The following is a 25,859-nucleotide window of genomic DNA, read 5'->3' on the forward strand; positions in this document are numbered from 1 at the left end:
TGATCAGAGGTGGAAGTGGACGTTGGAGCGCACCACGCCCCAGACATCGAGTTCGATGTCTTCCGGCACGATGATGGGCGGGTAGCCCGCGCCACTGGCCAGCACGATCCGGTTGCCCCGCACGTACAGCTTCTTGCACACGAACCCACCTTCCCACAGCGCGATCACTGTGTGGCCTGGGCGAGGATTGATGGCGCGGTCGACGATGAGCAGATCCCCGTCCTGGATCCCGTAGTCGACCATTGAGCCACCGCAGTCCGCCTTCATGAGGAAAGTGGCGGGCGGGTTGGCGATCAGGCGCTCGTTGAGGTCCAGTCGATCGTCTTCCCGAAAGAAGTCTTCAGCCGGGCTGGGAAAGCCACAGGCGGCGCGCGTGCCCAGCAAGGGCAGGGTGCGGGCGGTCAGCGTGGCGACGGGGCCCAGGAACGTAGGGGGATGGGGAATGAACTTGGCGAGCATGGCGGCACTTTCGGGTTGGTCTGACTCACCCGGTGAGAACGCACCAGAACAGTCTGGTCGCCGTCGCCGGGGTGGAAGGATAGCCCCGGAAGTAGTAAAAATACTAACAACTTGATTTGACTGGCCTTGGGCCAGTCTGAATAGGCTACCGGCCCAAACGAGGTCCCAGTTCGTGGATTTGCCGATACAACGGACCCGTACGCTCAGGGTCATAGATCAGCCCAATCCAGGCGATCCCCATGGCGGCCACGCCACTCATGCGCTGCACGTTGTCCAGCAGCAGCAAGATCTTGCCGGCGTCGTAGTCCGGCACCAGGTGGGGCCGGTTGGCGTACGCGTCCAAGGCACGCAGGCCCCCGTGGGTGAACGAGTGGTACGCATTCCACTCGGCCTGATCCAGCCCGCCGAAAAATCCAATGCCGTCGAAGGGGGGCGCCGCGTCGACGGCTCGACCCACCTCCGCTACCTGGCGGATGGGAAACTGGTCGTTGGCAATGAACGCCGCCACCTGTTCGTCGGAGGCGCAGGTGGCAAACCACCAGCCCCGCTGCAGGGTTTCCAGCATGGGGCGGGCCAGGGCGTAGGCGCTGGCGGCGAAGTCCGGCCCATGGCGCTCCAGGTGGGACGCAATCGAGCAGGCATGGTGAAACGACAAGCCCATCTCCTGGTAGCCCAGCAGGTGCTTGTCGGCCGCCGTTTCGGGCGGGGGCGGGACCTGCATGGCCAGCTGCCCCAGCTGGGCTTGAAGCAGGAGGACTTCGCGGGCGCGTTCTGTAATGGCCATGGCAGGCGTTATAGCACCGCCCCCACACATGTCGTGGAACGACTCCGTGGAACCTGTCGCGTTCCACGCCCTCACAACAGGCTTGATATAGGCTCTTCCCATGAATGCTGACATCGATCAAACCGTCGAACGCCTGCAAGCCCTGGTGGAATTTGTCGACCGGTATCCGCTGCCACCCGAGGTGCGCGAGCGCATGACGTACCGGGAGTTCCATGCGTTGGTATCGGCCAAGCGCGAAGAGTTGGGGCTGGACTTCGAGGCGTGGGATGACGACTTCCGGGACCAGGAAGACATCCGCTACTGGATGGAGCAGTTCGGCATGTCCATGGACGAGCGCGAGCTGGTCACCGAAGAACATCACATGGACTTGCCGCTCAACTTCTACTGGATGGACGAGTACGACGCGATGTTGAAGGCCGAAGACGCGTTCTGGGAAAAGCAGAACGTCGGGCCTGTGGACTCAGCGCCACTGTTTGCCATCGTGCGCGAGTTCGCGCCCAAGCCCACGCATTGAGGACGAATGCATGTGCTATTCCGCTGAAGCCTGGGAACTTTTCAACGGCTATACCCGCGAGTTCGGCGCCGACATCGACATCGAAGAGTTCTGGAAGTTGTACCTGGGCCGCGACGAGAAGTACCGGATCCGGAAAAAGTTGTCGGACGGCACGAAGATCCCCAAGGGCATGGATCTGAATTTCCTGCGACCTCGATCCGAGTTGGAACGTGAAATCCAGAACCTCATTGCCGAGTGGAACGGGCGCAAGCTCGCAGAAAGCGAAGACGAGCTGGAAAAGCAGCGCACCCGCCTGGCGGTTGCCGAAGAAAAGCTGGCCAAGAAGGAAACCAAGACCGCGCTCAATGAGCAGCGGATCGCCACCAACAAGATCAAGCAAATGGAGCGCTGGATTGCCGACGCCAAGCGCACCAGCCATCAGCCCGAGAAGGACGACCGGATCTTCCCGTTCTGGTATGCCCCCGTCCTGCTGATCGAGGACGGCAAACCGATCGTGCGCCCCATGCGCTACCTGTGCAGACCGCAAGGCATGGACCCGTCGACCGACTACCGTAAGGACGGTAAGGCGTCAGGGAAGTACAACGCCCGCCGAGACAACCTCACCCAGTTCTGGCGTCCGCAGTTTGGTTCAACGCATTGCCTCATGCTCGCCGAGACGTTCTACGAGCAGGTGGACGATGGGAAGGGTGGGAGCAAGGAGATCCACTTCCAGCCCCGCACGGGCGAGACCATGTACATCGCGTGCCTGTATTCGCACTGGACCGACCCCAAGGGCATAGAACCAGACCTGTGGTCGTTTGCCGCCATCACCGATGAGCCCGAGCCGGAAGTTGCCGCGCAAGGCCATGATCGCACCATCATTAATATCAAGCCCGAGCATGCGCAGGCCTGGCTGACGCCTCAGGATAGAACCGACGAAGAGTTGTTCGCGATCTTCGACGACAAGCGTCACCCGTACTACGAGTTGGTCAAGGAAGCTGCCTAACGGGGCAGTCCACAAGGAACCCGCAGGGGGCGGGCATGATCCGAACGATAACGATCCATCGTCACAAGAGTTTCCACCCGACCACCCCGTATCCCATTCGGCTGGATCCTACGAAGACCGCGACCTACGTCTATGGTCTCAATGGCGCGGGTAAATCTGCCATTGGCGAAGTGGTCGATGGCTTGGCGCGAAATGCTGCCGAGTTTGCCCATTGTTCGATCGAAACCACCGACAACGCGCGATACCGGTACGTGGTCTACAACCACCACTACGTGGAGCGCCTGATTGGTCAGCCCATCCAAGGCATTTTCACCGTGGGTGAAATGGATACCGTCCGTCAGCAGCGGATCCAGGACATCGAGGCCAGAACGGGGGATTTGGAAGGTCTCATCACGACAGCGGGAACAAGCGTCAGTACCGCAGAAGGCAGCATCACCAAAGAGTTCGCCCGCGCCAAGGACGATATCTGGAAGGCGCACGACTGGGGCAGGAAAACCACGCTTGGCCCGCTACTGGAGGGCTATGGCAAGAACAAGGAAAAATTTTTCCAGGACTTGCGCACCCACGTGCTGCCCGACGATGGGCAACTGGACACCGTCGAACGGCTGGAGAAACGCTGGGCAGACGTATCAGGCACCGAGAGCGAACGTGCGACCGTATCGTTGGATATCAGCTCACTGGAGCGCATAGAGCGCGACCCTATATGGGCAGAAGTCGTGGAGGTCTCCACCACCAGCCGTTTGGCACCACTGGTGGCCGAGCTGGGCAATGCGGACTGGGTGGCACGTGGCCAAGGCTATATGCACACCGACCAATGTCCATTCTGCCAACAAGGCTTGCCGCATGACTTCCGCGACGAGCTAGCGCGGCTTCTGGAAGGCGAGCGCAAGGCCAAGGTCGACAAGATAACTTCACTGGTCCAGGCCTACGCCGCCCAGCTTGAAGCGCTGGAGTTGCGCGCCCAAGCCATCCTGGCCGACCCGGACGCCAAGGAAGCCGGGCTGGACCTGGCGTGGTCCGAATCGCGAACGGCACTTCATGACACGTTGACCACGTTGCGCCAGAAAGAGGCCCAACCCAGTGCGGTAGTCGCCGTCCAGGCGGTCAATGTGGAAGCATTGAACGGTGCGCTGGCCAGGCTCAATGCGTTAATTGCGGATTTCAACAACCGGATCCGTGACCGCAAAGGAGAGCGTGACAGGATCAAGGCGATGTTCTTCCAGGTCATGCATGCTGACCGCATGGAGGCCTACGCGCACCACGACGCGTTGCTGGGACCTATGCGCGAGACCGAAACGGCAGCGAAAGCGGACCTGAGGACGAAGCGGGACGAGCGGGAAACGCTCAATACGGAGTTGCGGGAGTTGCGCCGGCTGCAGAAGGGCGTGGACGCGTCGATTGACGCGATCAACGATCGGCTGCGCAGTATCGGGATCACCGCTTTCAGTATCGAACGCAAAACGGGCGAGGATCGTGTGTACTGCCTCAGCCGGCCGGGGGTGGCGGACTGCGAGCCCAGGTCATTGAGCGAGGGTGAGAAGACGCTGATCGCGTTCCTGTACTTCATGGAGTCGCTGAAAGGCTCACATAACGAAGACGAGAATGTAGATCCCCGCAGGACCATCGCCGTCATCGACGACCCCATCTCCAGCTTGTCGCAGAACTACGTCTACGACATTGCCACCATGATCCATCGCGAACTGGCAAAACCCGAGACCCGTCCGCAGCTGGTCAAGCAGGTGATTGTGCTGACCCACAACCTGTTCTTCTTCCACGAACTTATCCGCCAGCACACCAAGAACCTTGCAGCCGCGCACAATAGGTGTGGTCTGTTGCGCGTGGTCAAGAACGTCTATTCGGAAGTCGAAGTCCTGGATCCGTCCAAGCTCTTGAATGATTACGACGTGTGGTGGCACATCCTAAAAGACGCCAGAGACGGGAACGTTCCCACCCAGGTGGTGCCCAACGCCATGCGTAATATTCTGGAACAGTTCTTCACCTTTACGACGGGGTCCTCCGATTTCCCGGAGGCGGTCCAGCAGCTGGCTGACACCGACACGTCAAGCAAGTACGCGGCGCTGGATCGCTTCGTTGACAGAGGGTCGCACCGAGACGCTATCAATGGCCCGCCCATCGACTGGACCGAATACGACGTGCCCTATCTGCTGGGCAAGTTCCGTGCAATGTTCCATGCGATCGGCCAGGAACAGCATTACCTCATGAAGATGGGCGAAGAGATCCCGGAGGCCGCAAATGCCTGACCACCACCTCATCCAATTTTCCACCTGCGAGGTGACAGCAGCAGGGCAATACCGCGCCGTCATGAATATCGAGACGCCGCATGCTCAAGCTGGCGTGGAGGGGGCGATGTGAGTGACGACGATGGAATTTATGTTGCCAACAAGGTGCCCGGCCGAATTTACGGCTCGTCCGCTTTCCCGGTAAAGCGTCTAGTCAAAGACGGCGAGAACTTCACGGAAGTCATCCGCAAGCTTCGGTATCTCGATCGAGTTTTCCCCGACATCGAGGGAGACGCGCTGGGCCTGGTCAAGCACGAGGTAGTGCTTCGGACAACGCCAACAGGCAAAAGGCAGATCAAGCTGTTGTTAGTGGAGGACCCGAGGCGGATCCAGTCGATCCACATCCAGTCGTTCGATATGAGCGATGGAAAGGATAGTCCGAGTCGAAATTCACACTTCGTTTTGACCGGGAAGGAAATCGACGACCTGGTTGAACTTGCCATGCTCGCGGTCAACGCCGAGTTCCGTGCGGAGGATAAGTTCAGGATCGGGATCGACCAACTCAATCGCTTCACGCTATCCAAGGACGCAGCCAAGCAGCTGATCGGCAAGAATGCTAAACGCCAACCAGTTGGGCAGTGATCGCCAAACAAACTGGGCACTCCCGCCAAACAAACTGGGCAGCGGCGCCAAATGAACTGGGCACCCCCACCAGCCTGTTGGGCACCTTAAAGCTACTTGGCAGAAGCTGCCTTGCGCTTACGCATCGAGTCGCCTTTAAGCTCCAGCTTGTGACTGCTGTGGATCAAGCGATCAAGGATGGCATCGGCTAGCGCCGGATCGTTGATGAAGGCGTGCCAGTCCTTGACAGGCATCTGGCCCAGCATGATCGTGGAGCCGGTGCCGACGCGGTCATCCAGGATTTCAAGCAGATCGCTGCGGCCTCGGGCGTTAAGACCTGTCAGGCCAAAATCGTCCAGGATCAACAGTTTCATCTTGACCAATTGCCCTCGTAGCTTGGCCAGCGAGCCATCCTTGTGGGCGACGTCCATTTCTTCCAGCAGGCGACCGGTGCGCTTGTAGAGCACGCTGTGCCCCTGACGGGCGGCCTGCGTACCCAAGGCGCACGCTAGCCACGTCTTGCCGGTGCCGGTAGGACCTGTAATCAGCGAGTTCTGCTGACGTTCGATCCAGCCACAAGTGAGCAGGTCTGCGACCAGACCGCGATCAAGACCACGGGAGTGGCGATAGTCGATCGCTTCCGGACTGGCGCTGTATTTGAGCTTGGCGCTCTTGAGCAAGCGCTGAAGCCGCTGCGTATCGCGATGACTTTGTTCTGCGTCGACAAGATGGGCCAAGCGCTGCTCAAAGCCCAGGCTGCTGTAGGAAGCCTGCGATTGCTGATGCGAGAGGGCTTCGAGCATGCCGTGAAGGCGAAGCTCGCGCATGCGTTCCTGGGTGGATTGAAGGGTCATGCTATTTCTCCTTAGGTGTTCTGGTAGTAGTCCGCACCACGCACGTTCTCGTGGGCGATGGGGTCATCGTTTGCCGCGTCACCACCCTGGATCGGGGTGGCTTCGATACCGCGCTGGAGCATGGATTTCACGGAACTGATGCTGCGGGCATGCATGGCCAGAGCGCGGGCACAGGCCGCCTGCAGGCGTTCCGTGCCGTAGTCTCTGGCCAGCGTGCGAAGTCCACGTCCGGCCTGCAGGGACTGGGCGGCATTGGCGTGGTGCTTGAGGTGCTGCTCGAAGAAGGCGGCGATCGCGCCACCTTGCTGCTGCGTCCAGGTCTTCACCGTGTCGTAGCTGTCCAGGCCGTGCGCGCGGTGGGCCGGGGGCATGTGCTCAGGCAGCGTGCTGAGCCCGCCTGGCGCGTCGTTGCGCGGATGGATCGCAACGCGCTTGCCGTGCAGAAAGACCGACACATGATCTGCCGAGGCTCGCAGGTTGACCTTCTTGCCTACGATCCCGTGGTGGACCGAGTAGTAGTGCTCGTTCCACACCACGTGGTAGTCCTGCCCAACGGTGATGCCTACCTTCCACTCAGCAAACTCGTATGGCGTCTCCGGCAACGGTTTCAGGGCCGGTGCATCCAGTTCCGCGAAGAGGGTGTTGCGGCTCTTGTTGCCGACACCCCGCATCGGCTTGTCATTAAGCCGCTCCAGCAACGGCGCCATGGCTTGGTTCAGCTCTTCGATGCTGTAGAACACCCGATTGCGCAGCCTGGCCAGAATCCAGCGCTGGGCGAGCTTGACCCCGATCTCCACAGCCGCTTTGTGCTTGGGCTTGCGTGGCCCGGCCGGCATGATGTCGGTGTCGTAGTGCGCCGCGAACTCGGCATAGGTGGCATTGATCAGTGCCCCGTCTTCGCGCGTGCGCCGGATGACGGCGGCCTTGAGATTGTCGGGTACCTGGTAGCGGGTGACGCCACCGAAGAAGGCCATGGCCCGGATGTTGCACTCGATCCAGTCCGGGATCTTCTGGCTCTCTACCGCATAAGCGAAGGTCTTGCGGCTGGCACCCAGGACGGCCACGAAAAGCTCCACCTGCCGTCTGGCCCCGTTCTTGGGATCCGTGATCCAGGGACGCATGCCCGAGAAGTCCAGGAACAGCTCCTGCCCGGGATGGTGGATTTGGCGCATGACCAGCCCGCGTGTGCGGGCGTAGCGCTGATAACGTCGGCGGAACTCCGTCTCCGACATACCGGCCTCACCGACCTCCAGCGCATACTCCTCGTGGAGCAGGGTCAGCGTGACGCCGGGGCGCTCGTACTCGGCATGCACGTGCGACCAGTCGGGTTCGGCAAAAGGCTTTTTGGCGGCGTGCCGGCCCGGGTTGAGCCGACGATCCAGTTCCAACTCATCCAGTGGCTCGACAGCATCCCAGTGCAGCCCCTGTTCGGCGGCAATCTTTCGATAGCGGCTAACGGTGCTGTACGAGATGCCCAGCGACCGGCCTATGGCGCGGTCTGATTTGTCTGTTCGCAGGATCCAGCGACAGATGTCTTTCAGTCTCTGCATGAAGGCACTCGCGGTCCTGCCCGATCCCCTCAGAGGGACTCGGGCAAACGCCACCCGTTCGGCCGGGCTCAAGGCCGGCCGGGAGGCTTGACGATGGGGAGGCGGTTACGCAGAATGCAGCGCAAGAGCTTGCTTCTCTGCATTCCAAGCCCTCGAACGTTGGCGCGTTCGGGGGCTTTTGCATTTCCGCACCACGGTAGTGGGTGGGGAAGGGCCTAGCTCATGGCAAGCCCTCCTCCGAAGCAGTCTCGTCGTAGCGGGCTGGCCATAGGGATTGAGGGGTGCAGCCAAGCTTGCGGGCGATGGCCTGTTCGATCCGGCGCGAGCGGCGCTTGCCCTGCGAGGTCGCCGTGACGGTCGTAGGCTGGATGCCCAGCTCGCGGGCGATACACGCCAACGACGAACCTGCCAATCGCAGGCGCATCTTGATGAACTCGTGTTGTTCCCTTGTGCCCGTCATCACGGTAGTCTTGGCGCATTATTGCGCCAATATAGTGCACGAATGGGATCATCTACCAGCCCCCTCGACAAGGACATGATCGCTCGCCGATTGGCGGCGGTGCGTGCCGAACTGGGCCTGAGCCAAGCCGCGCTGGCCGAACAGGTTGGCCTGTCCAAGCGGGCCTACATCCACTACGAGCGTGGCGAACGGGAGATGCCTACCGGGCTGGTCAAGGCGCTGTACGACCTTTATGGCATCGATCCGGTGTGGCTGATGTCCGGAACCGACGAAGCACCGCAGAAGGCTCGCCAGGCGGGCATCGACTTCCAGTTGGTGGACAAGGTCGTGGCGGCCCTGGATCGTGAACTGGCCAAGGTCGGACGCAAAATGCGTCCCGAGCACCGCGCTCGCGTCATGAAGGCGCTCTATCAATTGGGCGTGGAACAGGGCCGGATCAGCCCCGATATCGTGGCCGACGTGGTGGCCGTGGCGGTGGCCCGTGGACGATAGGTCGTCACGTTCGTCCGGCGCAAAGGTTGTCGCGTTTCCCGCTGGCGCGAGAGCCGATCGCGCCGAGGTGCATTCGGACCATATCGATGCCATGCAGGAAGTGCTGGTCGCGATTGACACCGCCATCAAGGAGGCGGAGTGGTCGCCCGATCATCAGGACCAACTGGCGATATGCGATGAGCAGGCGTTTCGCAGGCGCTTTGGTTTCGCGGTCAATCGACTGCAGCGCGAGCAGATCATCACGCTCAAGCACGACGCCGACCTGACGGATAAGGAGATCAAAGTCCTCAGGAGCAGCGGTAGCTTGGTCTTCCAGAATGGCAAGCTCCGTGTCATGGCGCCCACCTTGATTGCAGTCTGGGGCTACGTTCAGATCGTGATGCTTCTGCTGATGATGGGGCTTAGTGTCCAGGCGGCTGTGTTAGCCCAGAAAATGAGTTGGACGGGCGTAGCAGGCATCGTGGCGCTAAACGTAGTCCTGCTGTTCGGCATTAACGTAAGCAATGACGTCTTCATTTGGCCGCAGCGTATTCGCAAGCGGGTGCAGAGAGATCAGAACTCCGGGCTGACCTAGCCTGGAGTGACATGCGCGTCACTTGAAGCGCACCTTTACCTGGCCATAAGGACCGTAAGGCACGGGAATCGTCTCGTAGCCCGTATGTACATCCAAACTACCTTCGAGGCTGTCTGGATGCACGTAGACGATAACGCTTCGCGCCGCTGACAAATCCGTCGTCAAAACAGTGACGCCCCGCAAGCCAAATCCACCGAGATTGTCGAAAGCCGACAGCTGAGGCTCCGCCACGTTCTTGATCAAAGACTGCTTCTCATCGAGAAACTGAAGCGAGGGATGCACGACGATCATTTCGTGGAACGTCATTCCCCCTTTTCCGAGTGCCTGAAGCTCCAACGCTCGCGCCCCGGCGGGTATCTGGATGCAGAACGAAGCGGCCGTCTGCCCGCTGGGCAGCTTCGTCACTGGCGTTGTCGGGGCAAACTGAAGCGTTGTCCATGTGGTGCCGATGGTGGCAGCAGTGCATTGCGGGGCAGCAGCCAGCGAGGCTTCCGGTCCAACCGCGCTGCGGTACTGCTGCACGAGCTCTGCATGCTTAAGGTCACGGTCCACCTGCAGACTGGCGCACCCGGCCAGCGGCAACACGAGCAGGCACACGGCCAGCCGCCACATGATCTTCATTCAATGTCCCCTGTTCAGTCGTGGCGAGTTCGATCGCCGAGCAGAACGTACCTGCTCGTCCCAAGCGTAGCTTGGCCGCACCGCGACAACAATGCATCGGCACGCTTCATGTAAACGCGTTTACAACGCCTGACCCATTGCAGGAGAAACTGTCGACTCGGATACTGCCGCCGTGTGAGGTCAGGGGTGTGATCGACTTCGCAGTCTGCAATCCCGGTGGGGGCCGGTCGCAGTAGGGCTTCAACGGGGATTGTCGTTGCCACCGTGACGTACCGCGCGGGCACTGACCGCTGCGGAAACGGAGTTCCGCCATGCCCGATCAAGCTTCCTCGCGCATTTCCGTTGGCGCTGCCGCGCTGCTGCTGTTGGTCTCCAGCCTCATCCTGACGCCCTTGGGCTTCTTTGTGTTCGAGGTGGTTGCGCGGGTGACCGGCGGCAACCTGCCGCCTCAGGTCCTGGTAAGCCCGGATCCGCTGTCTGACAGCGTGTCGGCCACTGCGGGCGAGTTCCGGGTAGACGAGTCCGGCGCAGCGACTTACAGCGTGCCGATCTACGCCGTGCCAGGCACGACGGGGGTGGCGCCCCAGCTTGCTCTCACCTATTCCAGCCAAGGCGCCTACGGCGCATTGGGCAAAGGCTGGGCCCTGTCAGGGCTGTCCTCGATCACAAGGTGCCGCGCGACCCGGGAGGCGGGCGACTTCCTGGGTGGCACCACACCGGATGGCAACCCCCGGCCGATTAGCTTTGGCGAGGCTGATCGCTTCTGCTTGGACGGACAGCGGCTCATTGCCTCCAGTGCTTCGTGCCCCTCGGCCGGCGGCATGAGTGGCGCAGCGCTGGCTACTGAGCTTGAGAGCTTCACGCGCGTGTGCGCCTACACGCCTGCTGGCGGTACGACGGGCCCGGCTTTCTTCACCGTCGAGCGCAAGGATGGCTCGATCAGCTGGTACGGCGACCGGGACAGCAACAGCGGTGGAGCCACCCGTCCGGATGGATACGTGGAGACCACGTCTCCGCTCAACCCCGGCGCTGCTATCAGCTGGGCGCAGACCCGCTTCCAGGATTCGACGGGCAACTACATCGACTATCTCTACAACGAGAACCCCTCCGGCGCCGGCACGGGGGAGCACCATATCCGGGAGATCCGCTACACCGGCAAGGTAGCCCTGGCCGGACAGTCGGTCTCCAGTGCGCCCTACGCCAAGGTGCAGTTCAACTACAGCACGCTGCCCAGCGCGCAGTGGAGTCGCGGCTACTTCGCCGGCGGGATGGTCACGGCCACGCAACGGCTGGAGAGCATCACCAGCTGTGCCAGTGCCGGTACCGGCTGTCCCACCGACCAGCAGGCACGGCATTACGTGCTCACCTATGCCCCTTCGCCCTCGGGCAGTGGCCAGGACACGCTCGTCGGACTGCAGGAATGCCGGGACAACACGGCCGCTGTCTGCTCGGCGGCGACCATGTTCGGCTGGAGTACGGCCACCCACGCATTCGCCACGTACGAGGCGCCGCCCAACCTTACGTTGGCCACCGATCACTTCAAGAACTTCAAGCTTGGCGATATCAACGGTGATGGCCGGCAGGACCTGGCAGTGTTGTACCTGGCAGGGACGGGGTGCTCGGGTGGCAGTTGGGTGATCTCGATGCTGGGCACGCTCAATGCCAGCGGACAGCCGGCTTACGCCAACGCCACCTGGAACTGTGTGCCGGCCAACATCACTGACCGTGGTGAAGGCGCCTGGCATCTGTTCGACTACAACGGCGACGGGCTGGATGACCTGTTCGTCTCTAGCTTCACCGGCCAAGCCTGGCGCGTGCACCCCTCAAACGGCGTGCATTTCGATATGGCCACCAATCTGATCGCTGGCCTGTCTCCGATTGTGCCCTCGGCGACGGCCGAGTCTTCCCAAGTGCACTTGGCCGACCTCAATGGCGATGGCCTGACCGACATCGTGTATCCCACCACCGGCACCTTGCGCGCACGATTGATGGAGCGTCAGGCCGGCGGGTTTTCGTGGGGCGCCGAGCGGTCTGTGGTCGTGGATGAGTCGACATTGCCGCCGCCGGCACTGGGTTGTGACGATCCGTTCGACAACATGACGCGCAACTGCGAGCGCACCATCTCCGGCACACTGACCACCAAGACCGGCTTCATGCAGATGGTGGATTTCAACGGCGATGCGGCATCGGACCTGCTGATTCGCATCACTACACGTGCCGATGTTTTCACAGGCTTTCCAGGATGCGAGATCGGGCCACTCGAACGTCGTGTAAATGACGATGGTACGCCCGGCTTCATTTCGCGCTTCCACAATGATGAGGAGGATGCAGGCACCGCCGTCGCGTTCTCCGTACCGAATGATCCTTGCTGGGAACGGGTCACCTCCGACTCGCTATACGCGCTGACCGTGCAGGCTCAGACCGCCAGTACAGTGTCATTGGCAGGTTTTGATGTCGTCTCGGTCGGCAATCCGCACGCCGTGGTGTTTGCCGATTTCAACGGCGATGGGCTCAGCGATCGCGCGGTACGCAGCACATCCAACTCGGAGTGGACATATGCACTGAACAACGGCCTGTACTTTGTCGGAGGCGGTGCGCTGACGTTGACCGACTACCGCGACCAGGCGCGCTTTCTGGATGTGACCGGCGATGGTCGAGCCGATCTGCTCTACCTGGTCAACTACGGCACTCACAAGGGCTACGCAGTCCGACGTGCCTTGCCCGAAGGCGGGTTCGCGAGCGGCGCGACGCTGCCCGGTGGCAATGCTCGCCTGTGCCAAGGCAGTGGCTGTGACCAGAACAAGCACGTTCCCATTTTCGGGGACGTGGATGGCGACGGAAATATGGATTTCCAAGCGCTGAACTTCTCCGGTAGCACGGTCGGCACGGCGTTCTCTCGTAGCGCCCAAGCATTCCAGCCGCGAGACCTGATCACCAGCATCACCAATGGCCTGGGCGCCACCACGCAACTGCAGTACGCACCCCTCACCAACATCGCGATCTACCGCCGCAGTACCGGCTCGCGCAACGGGCTCAATTGGGGTCGAGGCTCACCCGTCGTGGATCTGCTGGCGCCGACCTATGTGGTGGCCAAGGCCAGCAGCAGTGCGCCACATGCAGGCAATCCGGGCGCCATGGCCAGCCTGTACTACCGCTATGCCAATGCTCGCGTACAGGCCGGCGGCCGTGGCTTCCTGGGCTTTGGCAGCATCGAGACGATCGATCCCAACCAGACCGGTGGGCATGTGGTGACAATGAGCACCTACGCCCAGAACTTCCCCTTCACCGGCATGCCGATGCAGACCGTCAAGAAGGCGGTGACCAGTCCGTATGCCGTGCCCGCTTGTTTGACCGCCACACCCGGCAATGGCTGCTTTGGTGGGCCTGGCGCGACGCACCCCGACCTTGGCGGGCAGTGGTTCTCCAACAGCGTGCAGAGCTGGGAAATGGCGCCCACCTCGCTGGCCACTCAGACCCCGATTCACGTCCGCACGCAGGGCAGCGAAGAGTCGCTGCGCGATCCCTTTACCGGTGAGGTCACCAGCAAGGTTGCCACCGCCTTCAGCTATGGCAGTCATGGCAACGTAACCCAGACGGTCGTAGATACCTACACTGGCGCGTCGAGCCTCACGGCCACGCAGATCACCCAGAACCTGTACAGCGATGACGTCGGCGCATGGCGACTCGGACGCCTGACGGCCAGCACCATCACCCATCGCCGGCCCGGCTATCCGGATGTGGTGCGTACAGCCGGCTTCGGCTACGCGATGGGTGGTGCCAAGACGGGTTTGTTGACGCTGGAGCAGACCCAGCCCGGCGGGGCTGCGAACCTGGCCTCTGCCAAAGGCTATGCGCTCGACGAGTTCGGCAATCGCCTGCAATCGGTCACCTGTGCCGCGCCCGCGACGGATTGCTCGTTGTCGGGTTTCGTGTTCCAGCCTTCCAGCTTGGATGCCATCCGCCGTTACTCCCGCGTGGAATACGACGCCCAAGGCCGCTTCCCGGTGGCTACCTACGAGCCCTTCTCGGACGTAATGGGGAGCCAAGAGCGTCGGACCACCTACGTTGTGTCTCGCAACATCTTCGGCGAAGCCACCGACGTGCTGGATATCAATGGGGTGCGATCGCTGGCCATCAAGGGAGCATTGGGCCGAGATTACTTCAGCTGGACCCAGACCATGCCGGGGGCGTCGCCTGGCAATGGCGGCATCACCGGCACCACGACGTACCGCTGGTGTAGCGGCACGGGTGCCGTGCCATGCCCGGTCGGGGCGGTCTTCAGGCAGCAGATCGCCGCCACTGCAGCCGCCCGTCAATGGACCTGGTTCGACGTGCTGGGCCGCCCGATCATGAAGGCCAGCGAGACCTTCAATGTCGGCGTGATCGACCAGGACGTGTCGGCTACCTGCACGGAGTACGACGGTGCCGGACGTGTGGCGAAAACGTCCGTGCCGTTCTTCCTGTCCGGTACCGCCGGCACCACCGGTCCGGCCGATGTGGGCAATGTCTGCAGTGCGCCTTCCCGATCGTGGGCGACCACTGCTTACGACCTGCTGGGACGCCCGACGCTTATCCAGTCACCGGATGGATCCCAGCAGAGTACCCAGTACGCGGGACGGACCACCACGGCGTGGGATCAGCGCAGCAACCCGACCGTGCAGGTGGTCAACGGCAAGGGCGAAGTGCTGTCCATGCAGGATGCCAGCGGTTTCACTACGCAGTTCACTTATCAGGCCGATGGCAACGTGGCGAGCGTGGCCCGCAACGCAGGCGCCGGCACGATCACCAATACCTTCGCCTACGATGTGTTGGGCCGCAAAGTTCAGCAGGTCGATCCTGACACGGGCACCACCACGCTGGAGTACAACGCGCTGGGCGAAGTGATTGCCCAGACCGACAATGGCGGCTATCGCACCGAGCGCGAGATCGATGCGCGGGGACGTGCCTGGAGGATCACCGCCAAATTGCCCGGCGGTGCAATCGAAAGCCAGACCACGACCCAATACGACAATCAGGCCAATGCAAGTGGTCAGCCCGTGATGGAAACGACCACGGGCCAGTACGCCGCGTGGGCGGGTCAGGCGGGTACAGCGACCCAGTACGACCGACAGTTCCATTATGACCCCATGGGGCGGCCCGCCGGCATGAGCGTCATTCTCGAGGAGGGCATGTTCGGCACTGAGGTGCAGTACGACACGCTGGGCCGCCCGTGGAAGGCGCGGGATGCCAGTGGTGCGTGGAGCAAAACCGAGTTCGGGGCACGCGGTGCCCGGGCTACGTGCACCAGTGATGCGCTCGATCCGGATCCTTCCTGCAGTAGTGCAGTCGATACCTACAACCGCACGCTGGCCACCGATGCTTGGGGCAACGTCAGCCGCGAGATCCGTGCAGGCCAAGCGAACATGGAGGTCCGCAGGCAGTATCACGCCCTTACCGGCCGCTTGACCCAGATCTGTGCCGGCAACACCGCCTGCAATCTGGTGCAGGAAGGCTATGTGTGGGATGCGGCCGGCAACCTGGCCTCGCACCAGAAGGAAGGTCGCTACCTGGAGCAGTTCACCTACGACAGCCTGAACCGGGTGACCGAGGGACGGCTGACCATGGCCAACGGCATCACCGTCAACCAGGTGTTGCTGGCCAATGCTTACGACCAACTCGGCAACATCTGCAGCAAGGATGGATTGGGCTATGGCTATCCCGGCGCCGACGGGTGCGTTGGCGTACTGCCGATGGTGCAGGCAGCGGCCATCCCTGCGCTGGCCAGTCAATCAACAGCGACGCCCTCCCTGTTCCCGCATGCATCGGCACGCGCTGTCGCACCGGCACTCAATCGCGGTCAAATGCTTGCGCCGGAAGCCCACTACCGCCGCTACAGCGCGGATGCTGATCGGCCAAGTTGGGACGACGAAGCCGACAGTTGGTCACTTGGCTTCAAGCAGCCGCAGGGCGGCGGCTGGCAGCACAGAACCAAACCAGCGCGAGCGGCTCCACAGCAGATCGCGCTTCCCACGGCAGGCGCCCAGTTGGCGACGCTGACACGCACGGCGACGACCGCAGCTGCAGTCACGTCCGTGGCCAACAGTCCTCACGCGGTCAACAGGACCGGTGACGGTGCTGCCGCCACGTTCTACTACTACGACGATCGCGGCAATCAGACGCTACGCGACGCGCCGGGCAGCAGCAACGATCGGACCATCCGATACACCGCCGATGGCAAGGCCCACGAGATCCAGATGGGCAATGGTCAGACCACGCGGTTCTGGTACGGCCCGGACGGGCAGCGCTACAAGCGTCAGGACGGCACCACCACCACGCTGTACATCGGCGGGGTGGAGATCCTGATCCAGAACGGCGTGCAGACCGCGCGGCGCTACGTGGCCGGCGTGGCGCTGCAAACCGTGGTCGGGGGCATCGTCCAGGCGACCAAGTTCCTGTTCCACGATCACCTGGGCAGTCTGATCCGCATCGCCAATAGCGATGGCAGCGTGGCCGAGGCGCTGGACTACGCCACCTTCGGTGCGCGACGCGCCTTCGGAAACCCGGCCGGAAGCGGTTCCGCCTCATCCAACACCCCGCGCGGCTTTACCGGGCACGAGTACGTGGATGGCACGGACGTCATCCACATGAACGGCCGCATCTACGATGCCAAGCTAGGACGTTTCCTGCAGGCCGATCCGTTGATCCAGGCGCCGACCAACGGCCAGAGCTGGAATGCGTACACCTACGTGTTCAACAACCCGCTTGTCTATACGGATCCGACCGGCAATTTCAGCTTGCGGCAAGCGCTAGGACTGATCATCGCCATCGTGGGCACGATCTTCATGCCGTACCTAGCGCCGGTGTTCACGAAGCTGGGCGCAGCCATGCTAGTCGGCTTTGTCAGCGGCTATGTCAGTACCGGCACGCTCCAGGGAGGTCTGTTTGGCGCGTTCTCGGCTGCGGTCTTCTATGGGATAGGGACCAAGTTCCAGCAGATACAGGCAGCCAATGGAGCTGACTTCAAGGGCGTGTTCGGTACCGGACTGACGGGCGACCAGTTCGCCAACAAGGTGCTCAGTCACGGCGTGGCTGGGGGCGTGATGTCCCGCCTGCAGGGCGGAAAATTCGGGCATGGATTCCTGAGTGCGGGCGTGGCAGAGTTGAGCGCGCCGATGATCGCAGGCATCGGAAACGGTGCCCAAAGCGCCGCACCCGCTCGAGTCGCGGTGGCGGCGCTTGTTGGCGGCACCGTGTCGGAGGTGACGGGCGGAAAGTTCGGCAATGGGGCACTACAGGCGGCCTTCAGTGCAGCGTTCAATGATGCTTTGCATGGGTACACGGAGGACGCAGAGATTGGGAGATTGGTCCACGATCGAATCTATGAGAACGAACTGGCGACCAATCCTTTACCCGTGACCAGAGGTAAAGTGGGGAACATGGGCTATCTTGATGGTTACACGGATCTAGCAATTGATCAGTACATCATCGAGATCAAGCCAGAGAGCTACATGTTGAGCGGGTACAAGTACGCAATGGCACTCGATCAGGTGCAGGGTTATGTTTCGGCTGCAGGCGCAAACAGATGGTTCAAAGGCGGCGAACACATCATGACTGGCGCAAGGTCTTTTGAAATTAGAACGAGCTCTTTGTTTATGAACAGAACCTACGAGATCACCATCCTGGCCGACCCCCACAACTTGAACTCTGGCCTTGTCTTCTACTCGAAGCGACTCATCAGCCAAAGGGTAAGAAGCCTGTGGCGATTGCCAGCCAATTCTAACGAGATGGCTCCGGGCGTTCTTCCAGGGCAGCCGCAGAGGATTCCAGTTTGCGTGCGACCGGGTTTCTGCCGATGAATGGTCCTGTGACTTTTCAAAAACTTGACTTTGCACGTGCTGGCCTGCAGATAAAGACCATTGAGGATGAGCTTGTTGCGCTAGGATTTTGTGCTTTCAGGATCCTCCAGGAACGGAGGCTTTTGTTTGCTACGGACGACGATGCCCAGCTGCTATCAAGGTATGACGAGGAGCGCGCTGCGGAGATACTGTCTGCAGTAAGAGACTCAGGAAGTTCGATGGGCGCCGGAGATGGCTATGCCTCTCCGTACTTGAATGGTTTGAGGGTCGCAGCAGGTCAAGGAAAGGGCGTACTTCCTACGGAACGCCTCCTCCACGTGTTTAAAGCGAACGGAACTTTTGCACAAGAGCGAGCAAGCTTGATCGCTGAGCGTGCACGAGCGGCTTTCAAGTCTGAAGCTCTTGGTCGATTTTCGGGCCAATTTTTCTCTAGCCAAGCTGACGTTGTGGAGTATTTGTCAGGCTACGTCGCAGCTAACACTGGAAGCTTCGTTAAGAGCAGAAAATTAGTGGACGGAAAATTTATCGCTTCGTTCGCGCTTACAGAGTCAACTTGTATGGCTTTAGGGCTCAGCGCGAAGCCGTCTGTCCGAGAAGGACATGCAATCTTGTTGTGGGTGCCCTGGGTGCTAGAACTTCCTGCGGCGAAGGTCCTTGGAAAGCGATTTCATGAGCTTGAGTCGGTAGGGAAACCTGTCGACGTAAGATCCGCCATTGATGGCTTCAGGATCTACGATGTTTCCGAATCTTCTGCAGAGCTAACTCACGCCTTTAGCGCCTATGTGACAGCAACCCGCATTGTGGTTGAACACGCAACGCAGGGCTGAGTCCCTCGGCCTCGCAAACTCGCTATGTGCCATGCCAAACGAAGCACTGGCTGCCCAATCGCTTGGCGGAGGTGCCCAGTTCATTTGGTGACACTGCCCATTTCATTTGGCGGCCGTGCCCAACTGGCTGGCTGTATGTAGCAAGAACGAACAACTGCTGGAAGACATCCTCGCCAGCGAGGTCACTGAACGTGATCTGGTTACCGTTGCCTACCGGCGCCAGCAACTCGAACTGTTTGAGCGACTTCTGACAGACGATGTGTTCTTCGACGAGGAAGCTTCTCACGTACGAGGGCCCGAGGATGTCTGGCAGCAATTCTTTGAAGCAAACCACTGGATATTTGGTGGTTCGTTGTTCTTCAACGCGGCCGCCGCGATCGATGACGGAAAGCTTGAGCGCGCCGTTGCTGGGGCAAGCGTGGCGGGGCCAGGAAAACGCGCGGACGGACTGCTAAGTACACGAGGGCGGGTGGGGGCGTTGTGCTTCGCGGAAATCAAGACCCATCGAACGAGGCTGCTACAAAAAAGCCAGTATCGGAGCGGGACTTGGGGGCCTAGCAGCGACCTGACAGACGCGATTGCCCAGTCGCAAAGGACAGTTCACTTGGCGGAAGCCAACATCCGCGATGTGCTGCGGGTGGTTGACGACGAAGGCGAGCCCCTAGGCAAAGACGCATACCTCATTCGTCCACGATCCGTTCTGGTGTGCGGTGACCTTCAGGAGTTCGTAACCGAGCACGGAGTGAACCGCGAAAAGTTCGCTTGCTTTGAGCTGTTCAGGCGACATATTCACGGCCCGGAGGTGGTCACGTTCGATGAATTGCTTGAACGTGCGCGCCTATTGGTTGAACAGAGTAGGTAGATGAATAGAGCAATTTCTGGTCCGTTGTCAGATGGAAGCTTCAATGCCTGATCCACGACATTCCGAGTTGGCCGACTACCTGGCCAAGACCGATCACGCGACCAACCACGCCGACTTCTGGACAGGTTGGGACGCCATTGCCTGCGACCTGGTCGATGAAGTCTGGTCAGACAACGCCGACCCAGACATGCGCGAAGCGTTCACTGATCTACTAGCCAGCGCCGATGACGCAAGCTGGGCTGTCCCCGACAGACAGACGCAACCGTGAGAAACAACAATTTCAACCCTCCTGAGAAAAAACTGGCTATTTGCAAAATGTGGTTGGAACAGAGCCAGAGGTCAGCCCAGCTCTCCTGAGTCGGACAGCTCCACCAAGGTTGGAATGTGCGGCCCGTACTCGACCTGATTCTGGACGCCGCTGGTTGGAACCTCTGCCGCCGGAGGCTGCCTTAGTAGGCTGCCGACCTTGCGGGCATGCTTCGCGTACAGCGTCTTGGCTCGGATGATTTCATAGCTGTACCCGCGACCCATCCGATTGGCCACCTTGACCAAGCCGTTCAGACCTTCGGTATACGCGTTGGTCAACCGAACTGGTGCATCCCAGTACGCGAAGATGTCTTCGTAGTTGTTGTGGACGGTCCGCGCCAATGCGTGGAACTTTGGAAAGCGCCCCTCGGGCAGCGAGTTCTCCCATGCTTCGAATGCACGCATTGCATTCGCCTTGTCGGGCTCGTCGTAGATTCCGTAGAAGGCTTCCTTGAAGTCGTAGGCCTCCGCCAGCAGCGGTATGCCGGATCGGACGAGCTTCAGCGCCTCCTCCTCCTGCGGCGACAAGGAGCTCGGTCGTTTCAGTGTCAGCCAGCGAATCGACTTCTTGACCTTCAACCGCTCGTTTCGCTCGAGTGCGGACTGATGCTTCTTGCGTTCGTCTTCCAGGGCGTCCGACGCCATGCGCACCACATGGAACTTGTCGATCACGAGTCGGGCATTCGGGAGGTAGGGGCCATACGACTCCTTGAACGGGCGCCACATATCGGTGCAAACCCATTCCACACGGTCTCGATCCGGGAGATCCCTGAAGAAGGGCTTCATGTGCGCCTTCGTTCGCTCCTCCAGCATGTCGAACACGCTGTTGGTGGCGAGATTGGTGATGATGCAGCGATAGCCGCCCGCGAGGTTGAGCTCGTCGATCCCCATGATCACCGGGGTCTCGTAGCGGACGGTCGCTTCAAGCTCCTCAATCAGATCTTGGGCGATGTTCTTGATCGTATTGACCGCAAGACCCGTCTGTTCAGCCAATCCTCGGAACGTCATGCCGAGACAGCGCTCCCGGATGGCTCCGACCAGTCGCTGGGTCGCCCGTCGTCGTTCATCGAGGAAGGGCAAATCCAAGGTCATGGTCTTACCACAGGACTCGCAGCGGTAACGCGGCCGATTAATCACCAGCCGCACCGGCTGCATTTGCTGAGGGGTATCGGCGAACTCGATTCGGCGATGCCCATGCCGGTAGAGCGGCTTGCTGCACTCCGGGCACGCTGGCGGAGTGGCCTCGATGACCTCGGCGGTGATGGTGATGACCCCCTGCGAACTCTGAAGGTCCACCGGCTTCACGCCCGGCAGGTTCAGAAGATCAAGCATTCAGGTCGTCCAGATCGATGGACCGACGATCCCTGATCAGCTCATAGATGATGTCGGTCAGCGCTGCCATCGCCTGACGGTCAGCCTTGAGGACCTGAGTGGCCAGTTTCTGGTGTGAGGTCAACGCACGCACCACGCCCTGCTGGACCGCGCCCGGCAGGTTGCCCTTGAGAGCCTGTTCGCGGGAATTGTTTTCTACCTGTGCCATCACCACGTCGCTTTCCTTCGCGATGGCGGCGATGTGATTGACGAAGATCGCCTGGTCGCGGAGTGGTGTGGCATCACCAAACAAACGGTTTAGCCGGTCGATGATCTCCTTCAGGTAGTTCGGCTCATCGGCCCTTCCGCCGCCGCCGGCACCGATGGGCTTGAGCGTCGGCTTCTTGGGCTCCTCACCCGCGCCCTCCGCACGCGTCTTGATGTCGAATCCCGACAGCACCAACCCCTTCAGATCGACCCGGTCAGCTGGTACGCCGTCCAATCGCTTGCCCAGCAGCTTGGCGAACGCGGCGAAGTTCTCCAGTTCGGGGTCGCCGAAATCGATCAGCTGTGCGATGTAGGCGTAGGCGCGGCAGAAGCGCGCCAGACCACTCTTGAAGCCCATCAGGGCGGCCAACTGCTCGGCCGCATCCTTGCGCTGATGGTCCGCCGACTTCATGCCGGCCTCATCCTTGTTCGCACGGGCCTTGCCGTACGCGAACTCCCAGGTGGCGATGGCATCGCGGAGCATCTTCAGCTTCTGGTTATAGAGCCGCGACGGTCGCTCGGTGGCGGCGTACAGCGCCTTGTGCTGAGGCTCCTGAGCCTGCGTGATGTCCCGCAGGCTCTTGAAGCGGGCCTGCTTGAACGCCTCCAAGTCCTCAGATTCATACAGGCCGTGGGCATCCAGCTGCTTCTTGATGTCGTAGACAACGTTCAGATCCTGCGCTTCTTCGATCAGCGCGCCGTCGTCGTACTTCGAGAACGCCAGCTTGACGTTTTCCGGGCTGTTCACGAAGTCGATGATGAAGGTCTCGTCCTTGCCCGGCGCGGTGCGGTTCAAGCGCGAGAAGGTCTGCACGATCTCCACATCGTTCGCGATCTTCTTGTCGATATACATCGCCACCAGCTTCGGCTGGTCGAAGCCGGTCTGGAACTTATCCGCCACCAGCATCACCCTGTATTCGGGGCGCTCGAAGGCGATACGCAGGTCCTGACCGGAGGCTCCGGGATTCATGCTCAGCTCGGAGAACTCCTCCTTCTCGTCCACCACGAACACGTCGCCGTTCAGGCGCTCGTCGTCGCTGTGCATGACTTGCTTCCCAGTCAACTTGCCGGAGAAGGCCACCAGCGAGCGGATCCCCGCATGCTCGGTGTGCTTGGCGATGTAAGCATCGAACCCCTTCTTGTAGCGCACCGCGGCGGCACGCGAGCTGGTCACCACCATCGCCTTGGCCTTGCCGTCCAGTAGCGCAGCCACGTTCTTGCTGAAGTGCTCAACGATGAACTGCACCTTCTGCGTAACATTGGTGGGGTGAAGGCTCATCCACTGCGCCAAAGCCCGCTTCGCGGCCTTGCCGCTGACGCGCTGGGTATCATCGAGCTGTTTGGCGAGATTGAAGGCCGTCTGGTACGGCGTGTAACCCTTGAGCACGTCAAGGATGAATCCCTCCTCGATGGCCTGCCGCATCGGGTACTTATGGAATGCCGCCGGCAGATTCGTTTTGCTGGGCTTACCGCCATCCTGGGTGCGCCCGAACAGCATGAATGTCGAATGCTTGGGCGTAGCGGTGAAAGCGAAGTGACTCAGGTTCTTCGGGCGCGCACGTGACTTCTGGAGCTGCTCCAGCAGTTCCTCGACGCTCATGCCCGCCATATCGCCCTTGCTACCCAGCGACAGGGCCGCCTGCAGCTTGGTGGCGTTCGTGCCGGTCTGCGAGGCATGGGCCTCGTCCATGATGACGGCGAAGCTTCGATCCTTCAGGCCCTTCTCGGTAACGATGGCCTCCATGGCGTAAGGGAAAGTCTGGATGGTCACCACGATGATCGGAGTGCCATTGAGCAGCGCCTCGGCCAGCTGCTTGCTCTTCGACTTGCTGGACTTCTGCCGGTCGATAGCCGCAATCACGCCGAACTGGTGATCGATCTGCTTCACCGCATCCTGCAACTGGCTGTCCAGCACCGTGCGGTCGGTGACGATGATCACGCTGTGGAAGATCGGCTCGCCGTTGTCACGGCGCAGGCGGATCAGGTCGTGCGCGGTCCAGGCGATAGTGCTGGTCTTGCCGGATCCGGCGCTGTGCTCGCAGAGGTACTGCATGCCCGGGCCATTGGCCTTGGCATCAGCGATCATGGCGTTGACCGCATCCCACTGGTGGTAACGCGGGAAGATCAGGGTTTCCTTCTTCGACCAATTGCCCTTCAGGTCGACCACATCCTTCTTCTCGACGTAGACGAAGCTGTGGAAGATGCGTAGCCAGGTATCGCGCTGACACACCTTCTCCCAGAAGTAGGCCACCGGATACTCGCCGTCCTTACGTGCCGGATTGCCGGCATGGCCTTCGTTGCCCTGGTTGAATGGAAGGAAGAAGGTATTCTCGCCGTCCAGCTTGGTTGCCATCTGGATATCGGAATCCGACAGCGCGAAATGCACCACCGCACCGCGCTTGAAGGTCAGTAGCGGCTCCCGGCGCTTGGTCTTGGGGTCTTGCGGCAGGCGGTCGGTCTTGTACTGCTCCACCGCCGCGGCGGCCGACTGGGTGAAGTCGGTTTTCACCTCCACCGTGGCGACCGGCACGCCGTTGATGAAGAACACGAGGTCAATCGCCAGCTCGCGGGCCGGGTGGTACTTGAGCTGCGGCACCACGCGCAGAATGTTGGCCCGGTAGCGTTTGGTCACCTCGGCGTTGCGCGCATCCTCGGGCGCAGCTTCCGAGAGATCGATGTGCCCACAGCCGGCGATGGCGAAGCCCCGGCGCAGCGCCTGCACCGTGCCATCGGCCTCCAGTGTCTTGGCCAGCCGGTCCATCAGCGCGCCGCGCGGGTCGGCCGGGTGGTCTTTGCAAAGCTTGGCCCACTTCTCCGGCTGCGTGGCGTCAAGCCAGGCCACGAGGTCATCTGGGTAAAGGGCGCGCTCGGTGTCGTAGTGGCGGGTGTCGCCCACTAGCCAGCCGCGCTTTTCGAGCTGAGCGACGATGTAGGCCTCGAAGTGCGTTTCGCGGTGTGCGGTATCGCCGTTCATGCGGCCTCCCGAATGTCGATCTGGCCGGTGACGGCGGCGGTAATGAGGGCAGAGCGGCGTTCTTTGAGGAGGGCGATGCTGCAATCCACTTTCGCCATCAGCTCGTCGAGGCGCGTGGCGGAACGGTGAACCGCAGCGACGATCTCTCGCTGCTCTTCGATCGGTGGTACAGGAATCTGCCGAGCGCTCGCCAGCGTTAAGTTCAACCGATCACGGGTAGCCCCTGTCGCCAGAAACCCACACTCCGCGCGTGACGTTGCCGACAAGGTGAGGGCAACGTACTCGGGCAAGACTCGCGGACCAACGCGGAATCGGTAGCAGTCCGCCTTCACTATCGCGTTGCCGATATCGTCTGGAACGACACAGGCACGTCCAAGCAAGTTGTTTTCATCGCCCAATCCGGCGATCAGAACATCGCCCGGAATGGCGTCATGACCACCACCCAACTCACTTTGCCAGTAGTCAAATGCGATGTAGGCAGCATCTCCGGCCTTGAACCGCGCCCATCCAATGTTCTGCAGCCGAACTACTCTGACGCCAGAGTCAGTGTAGTGCTCTGACTTCAATCCGCTGCCGAAAGGCCCATCACAGCGTGAGACCGATAGCTTCCCGAGCTGCGCCAACTCCCAATGCTCCGGCACCTCCCCAATCCACGCCACGCCGGAATCCTTCATCCTGACGTTCTGGTCAAGGCCCTTGGTAACGGCATGGGTGATGAGCGCCTGGCGCTTTTCCTTCAGCAGCTCGATGAAGCGGGTCTTCTTCGCGATCAGCGCGTCGATGCGGGCGGTTTCGCGGTCGAGGGCGGCGGCGATGGCGGACTGCTCGGCTGGGGGTGGAAGCGGCATGGGTACGGAGCCAACGTGATCCCAATCCGCACGCGGCATCTTTGCGCCGTCACATCCAGCCTCAATTTGCTGCGTTACTTCTGTTGTGAGCAGCCACCGATGCAACCATGGTGCGGATGAGCGTCCTGGCCGCAGAACGAGAAACTCGGTGGAACACAGCCCGTCGTCACCAGTTACGATTGCCTTCCGCAAGTACGGTCGCAGCTTTCCGTACAGCACATCACCGGCACGGAACACACCAACCATCGAGTCTTCAGACTGCCGCGATGCAGTTCCCGTCGGCGCATACCTTCCTGATTCGGCCTCGACGTCCTCGAGACCGACGTAGTCCCAACCTTCAGGCGAATCGGTGCGACGTTCATTTCGCAGGCCGGCACCACGTTTAATGGGCAGTGTTTCCCAATGCGCAGGCACCTGCCCAATCCACTCGACCCCCGAATCCTTGTACGTCGGGTAAGGCTTGTATTGGCTCATT

The 25,859-nt window shown here is 61.0% G+C and carries 19 protein-coding genes; 10 read left to right on the forward strand and 9 right to left on the reverse strand.

The annotated features are described in order from the left end of the window. Window positions 1-3: 3 nt before the first annotated feature. Both AC1Q5B_RS13880 and AC1Q5B_RS13885 read right to left on the reverse strand, forming a co-directional pair. A complete protein-coding gene (locus AC1Q5B_RS13880; RefSeq protein ID WP_492632198.1) occupies window positions 4-459 on the reverse strand; it encodes a LexA family protein in 456 nt (151 codons plus the stop codon). Window positions 460-604: 145 nt separating this feature from the next. Continuing rightward, the gene (locus AC1Q5B_RS13885) at window positions 605-1,243 is read right to left on the reverse strand and encodes a DUF6988 family protein (RefSeq protein ID WP_492632199.1); all 639 of its coding nucleotides are present in this window, start codon (window positions 1,241-1,243) and stop codon (window positions 605-607) included. A gap of 100 nt (window positions 1,244-1,343) precedes the next feature. Here AC1Q5B_RS13885 and AC1Q5B_RS13890 point away from each other — a divergent pair, with 100 nt between their 5' ends. From AC1Q5B_RS13890 to AC1Q5B_RS13905, 4 genes are all read left to right on the forward strand, one after another. Next, window positions 1,344-1,757: a hypothetical protein gene (locus tag AC1Q5B_RS13890; RefSeq protein WP_492632200.1), complete on the forward strand. Its 414-nt coding sequence runs from the start codon at window positions 1,344-1,346 to the stop codon at window positions 1,755-1,757. Window positions 1,758-1,767: 10 nt separating this feature from the next. Continuing rightward, window positions 1,768-2,742, forward strand: coding sequence for an SOS response-associated peptidase family protein (locus AC1Q5B_RS13895; RefSeq protein ID WP_492632201.1), 975 nt, complete (start codon window positions 1,768-1,770; stop codon window positions 2,740-2,742). 35 nt (window positions 2,743-2,777) lie between these two features. Beyond that, a complete protein-coding gene (locus AC1Q5B_RS13900; protein ID WP_492632202.1) occupies window positions 2,778-5,003 on the forward strand; it encodes an AAA family ATPase in 2,226 nt (741 codons plus the stop codon). Window positions 5,004-5,111: 108 nt separating this feature from the next. Further along, a complete protein-coding gene (locus AC1Q5B_RS13905; protein WP_492632203.1) occupies window positions 5,112-5,624 on the forward strand; it encodes a hypothetical protein in 513 nt (170 codons plus the stop codon). Between the two features lie 92 nt (window positions 5,625-5,716). On the opposite strand, the gene istB is transcribed toward AC1Q5B_RS13905, so the two are convergent. The 3 genes from istB to AC1Q5B_RS13920 form a co-directional block, all read right to left on the reverse strand. Next, window positions 5,717-6,457 carry an IS21-like element helper ATPase IstB gene (gene istB, locus AC1Q5B_RS13910; RefSeq protein ID WP_492632204.1) on the reverse strand — a complete coding sequence of 247 codons (741 nt, stop codon included), beginning with the start codon at window positions 6,455-6,457 and terminating at the stop codon, window positions 5,717-5,719. 11 nt (window positions 6,458-6,468) lie between these two features. Next, window positions 6,469-8,007: an IS21 family transposase gene (gene istA, locus AC1Q5B_RS13915; RefSeq protein ID WP_492632205.1), complete on the reverse strand. Its 1,539-nt coding sequence runs from the start codon at window positions 8,005-8,007 to the stop codon at window positions 6,469-6,471. A gap of 220 nt (window positions 8,008-8,227) precedes the next feature. Further along, window positions 8,228-8,467 carry a helix-turn-helix domain-containing protein gene (locus tag AC1Q5B_RS13920; protein WP_492632035.1) on the reverse strand — a complete coding sequence of 80 codons (240 nt, stop codon included), beginning with the start codon at window positions 8,465-8,467 and terminating at the stop codon, window positions 8,228-8,230. A gap of 75 nt (window positions 8,468-8,542) precedes the next feature. Here AC1Q5B_RS13920 and AC1Q5B_RS13925 point away from each other — a divergent pair, with 75 nt between their 5' ends. Together AC1Q5B_RS13925 and AC1Q5B_RS13930 are read left to right on the forward strand one after the other, a co-directional pair. Continuing rightward, window positions 8,543-8,959: a helix-turn-helix domain-containing protein gene (locus AC1Q5B_RS13925; RefSeq protein ID WP_492632206.1), complete on the forward strand. Its 417-nt coding sequence runs from the start codon at window positions 8,543-8,545 to the stop codon at window positions 8,957-8,959. After that, window positions 8,949-9,533, forward strand: coding sequence for a hypothetical protein (locus AC1Q5B_RS13930; protein ID WP_492632207.1), 585 nt, complete (start codon window positions 8,949-8,951; stop codon window positions 9,531-9,533). The genes AC1Q5B_RS13925 and AC1Q5B_RS13930 overlap by 11 nt, the downstream gene beginning before the upstream one ends. Window positions 9,534-9,551: 18 nt before the next feature. Here AC1Q5B_RS13930 and AC1Q5B_RS13935 read toward each other — a convergent pair whose 3' ends face one another. Beyond that, window positions 9,552-10,154, reverse strand: coding sequence for a hypothetical protein (locus tag AC1Q5B_RS13935; RefSeq protein ID WP_492632208.1), 603 nt, complete (start codon window positions 10,152-10,154; stop codon window positions 9,552-9,554). Between the two features lie 311 nt (window positions 10,155-10,465). Between AC1Q5B_RS13935 and AC1Q5B_RS13940 the strand changes: the two genes are divergently transcribed. From AC1Q5B_RS13940 to AC1Q5B_RS13955, 4 genes are all read left to right on the forward strand, one after another. Next, on the forward strand, window positions 10,466-17,989 hold the full coding sequence (locus tag AC1Q5B_RS13940) for a toxin TcdB middle/N-terminal domain-containing protein (RefSeq protein WP_492632209.1): 7,524 nt from the start codon (window positions 10,466-10,468) through the stop codon (window positions 17,987-17,989). Next, entirely contained in the window at window positions 17,962-18,816 is an 855-nt protein-coding gene (locus tag AC1Q5B_RS13945; RefSeq protein WP_492632210.1) for a hypothetical protein, read from the forward strand. The genes AC1Q5B_RS13940 and AC1Q5B_RS13945 overlap by 28 nt, the downstream gene beginning before the upstream one ends. Before the next feature lie 115 nt (window positions 18,817-18,931). After that, window positions 18,932-19,678 carry a Shedu immune nuclease family protein gene (locus AC1Q5B_RS13950; protein ID WP_492632211.1) on the forward strand — a complete coding sequence of 249 codons (747 nt, stop codon included), beginning with the start codon at window positions 18,932-18,934 and terminating at the stop codon, window positions 19,676-19,678. Between the two features lie 67 nt (window positions 19,679-19,745). Beyond that, complete coding sequence (locus AC1Q5B_RS13955) at window positions 19,746-19,946, forward strand: hypothetical protein (protein WP_492632212.1); 201 nt, start codon at window positions 19,746-19,748, stop codon at window positions 19,944-19,946. 71 nt (window positions 19,947-20,017) lie between these two features. Here AC1Q5B_RS13955 and AC1Q5B_RS13960 read toward each other — a convergent pair whose 3' ends face one another. From AC1Q5B_RS13960 to AC1Q5B_RS13970, 3 genes are read right to left on the reverse strand one after another with little or no spacing between them, the layout of a single operon-like run. Beyond that, on the reverse strand, window positions 20,018-21,316 hold the full coding sequence (locus tag AC1Q5B_RS13960; protein WP_299347565.1) for an ISL3 family transposase: 1,299 nt from the start codon (window positions 21,314-21,316) through the stop codon (window positions 20,018-20,020). Continuing rightward, window positions 21,309-24,536, reverse strand: coding sequence for a type I restriction endonuclease subunit R (locus AC1Q5B_RS13965; protein ID WP_299347567.1), 3,228 nt, complete (start codon window positions 24,534-24,536; stop codon window positions 21,309-21,311). The genes AC1Q5B_RS13960 and AC1Q5B_RS13965 overlap by 8 nt, the downstream gene beginning before the upstream one ends. Beyond that, window positions 24,533-25,858, reverse strand: coding sequence for a restriction endonuclease subunit S (locus AC1Q5B_RS13970; protein ID WP_492632213.1), 1,326 nt, complete (start codon window positions 25,856-25,858; stop codon window positions 24,533-24,535). The genes AC1Q5B_RS13965 and AC1Q5B_RS13970 overlap by 4 nt, the downstream gene beginning before the upstream one ends. Window position 25,859 lies beyond the last annotated feature (1 nt).

The organism is Pseudoxanthomonas sp. GW835-FHT14C01 (assembly GCF_058793715.1).